The 6,383-nt window shown below is 59.0% G+C and carries 5 protein-coding genes and 1 pseudogene; all 6 read right to left on the reverse strand.

Annotated elements, in window-relative coordinates:
• Positions 1–126: 126 nt before the first annotated feature.
• Positions 127–2,169, reverse strand: coding sequence for a C40 family peptidase (locus MR935_RS05325; protein WP_290571725.1), 2,043 nt, complete (start codon positions 2,167–2,169; stop codon positions 127–129).
• A 6-nt stretch (positions 2,170–2,175) separates the two neighbouring features.
• The gene (locus tag MR935_RS05330; RefSeq protein ID WP_290571727.1) at positions 2,176–4,512 is read right to left on the reverse strand and encodes a VirB4-like conjugal transfer ATPase, CD1110 family; all 2,337 of its coding nucleotides are present in this window, start codon (positions 4,510–4,512) and stop codon (positions 2,176–2,178) included.
• The gene (locus MR935_RS05335) at positions 4,499–4,900 is read right to left on the reverse strand and encodes a PrgI family protein (RefSeq protein ID WP_290571729.1); all 402 of its coding nucleotides are present in this window, start codon (positions 4,898–4,900) and stop codon (positions 4,499–4,501) included. The genes MR935_RS05330 and MR935_RS05335 overlap by 14 nt, the downstream gene beginning before the upstream one ends.
• Before the next feature lie 14 nt (positions 4,901–4,914).
• Positions 4,915–5,748 (reverse strand): hypothetical protein, encoded by an 834-nt coding sequence (locus tag MR935_RS05340; protein WP_290571731.1) that lies wholly within the window; start codon positions 5,746–5,748, stop codon positions 4,915–4,917.
• A gap of 14 nt (positions 5,749–5,762) precedes the next feature.
• On the reverse strand, positions 5,763–6,134 hold the full coding sequence (locus MR935_RS05345) for a glutamyl-tRNA amidotransferase (RefSeq protein WP_290571733.1): 372 nt from the start codon (positions 6,132–6,134) through the stop codon (positions 5,763–5,765).
• 21 nt (positions 6,135–6,155) lie between these two features.
• A pseudogene (locus MR935_RS05350) lies at positions 6,156–6,383 on the reverse strand (hypothetical protein); the annotation flags it as partial.

The following is a 6,383-nucleotide window of genomic DNA, read 5'->3' on the forward strand; positions in this document are numbered from 1 at the left end:
CTGAAATGCCTGCCGATACGCCACACATAATAGGATCGTGAGGTTGTAGGTATAATGGCTGCTTTATAGCAATTATACCATAAAACCCATTTTGCCGGAAACCATAAGCATGTACATCCGGGCAACTCAATTACCCAGCCGGCCAAATCCATAAAAATGGGACTGCCAGAACGGGTTTGTGATATCGGCATAGCCAATGGGGTTGCCCGCGTGGAGCATTTTGCCGTTGCCAACGTAAATGCCGATGTGGGTGATGCGCTCGTGGAAATTGTATGTGTTCTCAAAGAACACAAGATCCCCGGGCTGTGCCTCGCTGGGCGAAACCGGTTTGCAGTAGCCGTAGATGCCCTGTGCGGTGGTGCGGGGCAGATTATACACGCCGGACTGTGTGTATACCCAGCAGATAAAGCCGGAGCAGTCAAAGGAGGTGGACGGTGAGCTGCCGCCGTAAACATACGGCCATCCAACATACTTCTGCGCCTCGTCCATCAGTGCCTCATATGCATCGCCCTCGATCGGCGCGCCCGGATAGCCCGCCGCGCCGCCGCCGCTAAAGCCGGAGAGCAGCGCCAGCAGATCGGCGCGGTATTCGTCGAGCAAATCATGCAGCAGCACCCGTTGGTCTTTCTTAAAACGGTACTTGTCTGCCGCTGCGTCTGCACTAAGCGGCGATATCTCAACGTGCAGGATGCGCACATCATCCACGACCTGTATCCATTTGCGGTACGGGTTCATGTCGTTGTACACTCCGGCCAGCACTTGACGCTGCTTTTCTGCCATCGTCATAGCGTCCAGCTTGTCCTGCTCGGTCACTTTAACCGCAAAGACAGCCAGCACCTGTACGTTGTCCGCATTGATGCCATGGTACTCCACGCGGTGGTAGCTCTCACCGCGCAGTACCTCGGCCTGCCAAGCCATCTGCGCTTCCGTGTAGGCCTGCTGGACGCTGTACACATTAGGGTCAGTTGTGGTGTTTGCGTTTTCATCGGCAAACAGGATGCCCGCCGCCGATGCAAACACGCCTATCGGTGCCATGGCCATGCAGAGCAGCAGCGCGGCAGCCGCCGCTATCGGCGCAAGTTTTGCCCGCAGCAGCGCCGCCGCCTTTTCCAGCGCCAGCCGTCCGGCGGCAAGGATGCCCTTGCCGGCTGCGGCGGATACCTTGCGCCCCGCCGTCTGCGCCAGTCTCTCTGCCTGCTGGCGCTTGAGCTTACGGATACCGGCCTGCTGCGCGCGCAGGCGGTAGAGGGGGCTGCGCTTGCCGCTTGCCTGCTGCATGGCGGTGCGATAGCGCACCGTGGGAACGCGCTGTGCGGCAGGCTGCGGACGGACTGTACCGGCTTTCGGTCGCGCGCCGTACAGTCCGTTTGTGGGGTGTGCCGTGCCGGAGGGTGCATAGACCGCCTGTCCCGGCACAGTATGCCCGCCGCCGTACAGCGTCCGCGCGGCAGCGTCACGCCGTGCTTTGTACAATGCCCGAGCCGCCTTGCCCACGCGGTATGCGGCATATGCCGTGCCAACCGCTGTGCGCCGTACCCCGCGATTAAAACTGTCATTTGCCTGCTGCACGGCCTGCGCGGAGGCTTTTTCGGCCTGTGGTGCGCCGGCCTTTTTCTGCTGCATTTTGCGCGCGAGTTTGCGCGCCATGTATAGCTTTATCATCCGCTTGCCGCGTACCGCTTTGTCTGGTGCGCGATAACCGTTCGCTTTGCCGCCAGTATTACGCCGCATTTCTCGATACGCCATGCGCCGGCCTGCTGCTGTGGCCTTGCCCTCGTACAGCGCCCGCGCCTTGCGGTACAGTGTGCGCGCCGCTTTACCCGTGCGGTACACGCCGTAGGCCGTAAATACAGCCGTGTCCTTTGCGCCGTGGTCGAAGCTGCCCGCCGCCTGCTGCATCGCCTGTGCGGATGCCTTATCGCCCTGCGCCGCTGCGTCGCGCTTTTCTTTCATCTTGTCGACAGCCTTGCGCACCATGTATGCTTTGATAACCCGCTTTTTCCGCGCGGCCTTATCCGGCACCGTCTTTGATGCGGCTGCGGGCTTACCGCCGTAGCTGTGCCGCGCGGCGGGTGCGCGGGCGCGCCCACTGCCCTCCGCGCGCCCGCTGCCACCAGCGCTGTAAACAGCGGCTTTGTCGCGTTGGTTCTTAAATCTGTAAACTGCCATAGCAGATTATTGCCTCCATTCGCCGGGTTTGGTGGTCATAAGGCTGTACAGCTCGGTATTTTTCGGGAAGTCATTGTTAAATGGAATGAACGCTCCGCCGAATTTCATCAGCCCGCAGCCGCGCTTCGCGTTGTCCACATAGGAGAGCTGCGTATCCGAGATGTGCAGCAGCTCGGCCAGCGCCGCACGGTCTGATGCGGACTGAGACAGCATAATGATAAATTCGCTGTTAGCCAGCATCCAGCGCGCTTGCTCATTGAGCAGCATTTCACCGATGTTCTGCGTGATGCCGGTCATGTAGCCCGCGCGCTTGCGCACCTGCTTCCACATCCGCAAAAAGAATTGGGAGGAATAATCGAATCGGAAGAAGATGGAGAACTCGTCCACAAATACCCATGTGCGCTTGCCGGCGCGCCAGTTGCGCAGCACACGGTTGTAGACCGATTCGAGGATGACCAGCATACCCAACGGCATGAGCTGTTCGCCCAGATCGAGGATATTGTAGGAGGTGAGCCGGTTGTGCTGGTCTACGTTGGTGTGCTTGGAGAATACGCCAAGCGAGCCGGAGATAAACAGCTCGGCGGACAGCATCAGATCCCGCGCTTCGTCCTCCTCCTGCCGCTTTAATTCCCGCTGCAGGTCGGTCAGTGTCGGCGGCGCGCCCTGATAGCCGTTTTTGATGTATGGCTCGTACATATTTTGGATGCACCGACCGATAATGGAGCGGTGGCGGGCGTTCAGGTCTTTGCCCATGATCTGCTCAAACAGCGAGAGTACAAATTCGGTTTTGTCGGCAATCGGGTCTTTGCCCTCGTCCACATAGCCGCGCTCCATGTCCAGCGCGTTGATGCGCACAGCAGAGGACGCGGATACGTCGATCATCGCACCGCCAAACGCGCCCACCATCGGTGTGAACTCGCCCTCCGGGTCAAGAATAAGTACATCATCATCGGTAGACAGCAGTATCTGCACGATCTCCTGCTTGGCGCTCATGGACTTGCCTGCGCCGGATATGCCAAGGCGGATGCCGTTGCCGTTGGCCAGCAGTGCGCGGTTGGCAATGATCATATTGCCGGAGACAGCGTTGCTGCCGTAGCAGATGCCCCCGGACTGCTGTACCTCCTGCACCGAAAAGGGGGTGAGGATGGACGCGCTCTTGGTAAGCAGGGTGCGCTGCTGCACCACACGGCGCAGTCCGTAGGGCAGCACCGTGTCAAGGCCGATATCCTGCTGAAATTTCAGGATAGACAGATCGCAGCCAAAGCCGCCCGCGGTGGATTGCAGCGTTTCGGTATCGGCGTTTAGCTGCTCCAGCGTATCAGCCATGTGCAGGATGGTAGTGGTGGTGAGCATGATGCGCTGGTCGTTGCGGGTGGTGTCCTCCATGTACTCGTTTACCATCTCGCGCATCTGGCGCAGCTCGTAGGGTATTTCCGCCGAGAAATTGTTGCGCTTGTTCTGCCGCCCCTGCCAGCGCGTAACGTCGGATTCGACGCGCATGGCCAGATTTTGCAGCATCTTGCCCGTCTCCTGTGTATTTACCGGCTCAATGTCGATGGATAGCACCATCTGTCGCGGCAGCGCCATCAAGCCCTGCACCAGCTCGTCGGACAGGCGGGAGGCGTACTCCTCAACAAACAGGACGCGCGCAAAGCCGTTATCGGTCTCGATGTAGTCCTTGTGATAGCGCAGCGCCAGCGGCGCGAAGATATCCGCGAAGTGCTGCCCGCGCCGCATCAGCTCGTCAGTGTCCGCGCGCGTCATGCGGTGTCCGGTGCGGAAAAACTCATGCAGGATACGAAAGCGCTCGGTATTGTCCAGCTCATGCAGCGCGGAGGACAGGCGCTGCATACCGATGGACAAGCCCTTGCCCGCGCGCGCGAAAAACGCCCGGGCTTCTTCAATGTTCTTGCGGCTGGTAGTCAGCGTCAGGAATTTTTCCTGCACGATGCCGTTGGAGCCTTTGGCAATGTCCATGAGTATACGGTTGATCTCCGCACGGTACTTGTCCAGACCGTCATCTTTCTTTTTGAGAAAGACCGTCCCGGCAAAGGAATCCTTGTCAAACAGGCGGTTGGCCAGTGTGATCTTCAGGCGGCTATCCGCCGCAAGGCCGTTGAGGACGCGCCCCCAGCCGTCCAGAATGGTGGTTTGATCGTCGATGCTGGCGACAGCGTAGTTGATATCGGAAAACGACCACGTCTTGCTGTACTCCCGCGCGCCGAGCTGCCAGATCGCGTCCGGGAACACGCGGCGCACCGGGATGAGCTGCTGTGTGCTGCGCGGCAGGCGTACCGGCCGGACAGGACGCGCGGGCTTAGCCGGATTTTTATGTTTTAGCATGGTTCTTCTTATCCTTTCTCCTTGTTTTTTTCTGCTTTCGCTGCGCGCGCCGCTGTTCTTCCTCTGCGGCGCGGTGCAGTGTGTCAAAGATGGATACCGCGCGGTATACATACCACCCACTATGCCGGAGCATGGTGCGCAGACACGCGCAGGCAAGCTGCTCAAACGTCAGACCCTGATACTGCAAAAAGCCAACGGCGGCAGGCAGCGCGGCCAGCAGCAGGCAGAGCGTACTGGCCAGTTCCTTGCTGACTGCAAGTCCCAAGCCGAAATAGGAGCCAATGGCGGTGAGCAGCGTCACGCCGCCCCAAATGCTCTGCCGCAGGCTCAGTCCCATAAAAATGCCCTCGCGGTAGGTGCGTATCTCTTTATAAACGGTGCATTCCATGTTGTTCTCCCTTCTTACAGCGCTGTCATTTCTTTGATGATGCGGTCTGCGCTCTTGACTACGGATACCAGAATCAGCATCTGGAAGATCACGCCGACCATGTAGCCCATGACAAGCCCGATGCCGCTGTCTCCGAGATTTACCGGCGTATTGCTGCTGGTCGAGGTCATAGCGGAAAAGATGATGCAGGCCAACGCAATGACCGCAGCTTCCAGACAGACGCCGCACAGGCTCTGCACAAAGGTGCGCCCGTGGCGGCTGGTCAGCTCACCGCCAAAGGCGGACAGCGCCAGCGGCGCGAGGGCAACATACAGGTAAATGCGGAAAAAACGCGTGTACACGGTCATGAGCAGGTTGAGCGACAGCACGATCACAAAGCCGGCCAGCGCGACGCCTACGATGTAAATGACTGCGCGTAGTAGGATATCGCTATCCTCGACCGCCTGACGGATGGTGTCCGGCAGCGTAGCCGCCAGCTGGTGCAGTCCGCCCATGCTGGCGGCAATGGAGGACACGATGCCGCCTGTGATCTCAAAGATCAGGTTAATAATTTCAAGGCCGTAGGTGATGGCCGAATAGGTGAGAATAAAGCGGATAAACAGGCGGAAAACCTGTTCCGGTCGCCGAAGCTCCCGGAACGAGGCTGTCTGCTTAAACAGGCTCATGGCAAAGAACAGGATGAGCAGGCCGTAGCCGATGCCCTGCATGACGGCAAATATCCGCTCAATGGTCGGCCAAGCCGCGCCGCCTGCAAACGCCTTGGGGGACAGGGTGATGAGCTGCCATACATCGCCCATGTACCCGTTCCACATCCCAAGGACGCCTTCGAGTAGGTCTATCGTCCACATACGTCTCCTCCCAATCAGGCGCCTGCGGTGATAAGGTCAAGGATATCCTTGGCAAAGTAGATGAGTAAGCCGCCGACCACGCAGAGGATGCCCTGTGTGCGCTGAGACGGGTCATGGGACTGGACGGACATGCCGAACTGTACTACGCCCCAGCCCGCGATGATGATGCCCACGGCCTTGATGATCGCGAATACAAACTCGCTGAGTTTGTTGATCGCGCCCAGCGGATCGGCTGCAAAGGCCGGGGTAACGGCAAAGCAGGCCACAAGCGCGGCAAGCGATACGACACGGTATGCGCGGCGCACACGGCGATAGGCAATGGGGCTTGCAAGGAAGGCAGTGACTTTGCGGGCGAGGGTCTTGATGAAATTCTTGGGCTTTTTCATGTTGCTATTCTCCTTTTCTTCTTAACCATAAAAATATTCAAATTCGATGCCGTGTACGGTTTCCCTGCCGCGATTGGCGGCAAGCGCCTGCGCGCTGGGATGGATGGCCAGGCGCAGCGGCGGCACATAGGGCTTGGCCTTACCGTCCGCGGTCAGGCTAAGCGCCGGGTGGCGCAAGAGGTTATACTTGAAGTCGCACACCGGACGCTCACCGCGAATGAACAGCAGCGCATAGCGGTTGTCCAGCAT

This window comes from Agathobaculum sp. (genome assembly GCF_022775115.1).
In the GTDB taxonomy this organism is placed as follows: domain Bacteria; phylum Bacillota; class Clostridia; order Oscillospirales; family Butyricicoccaceae; genus Agathobaculum.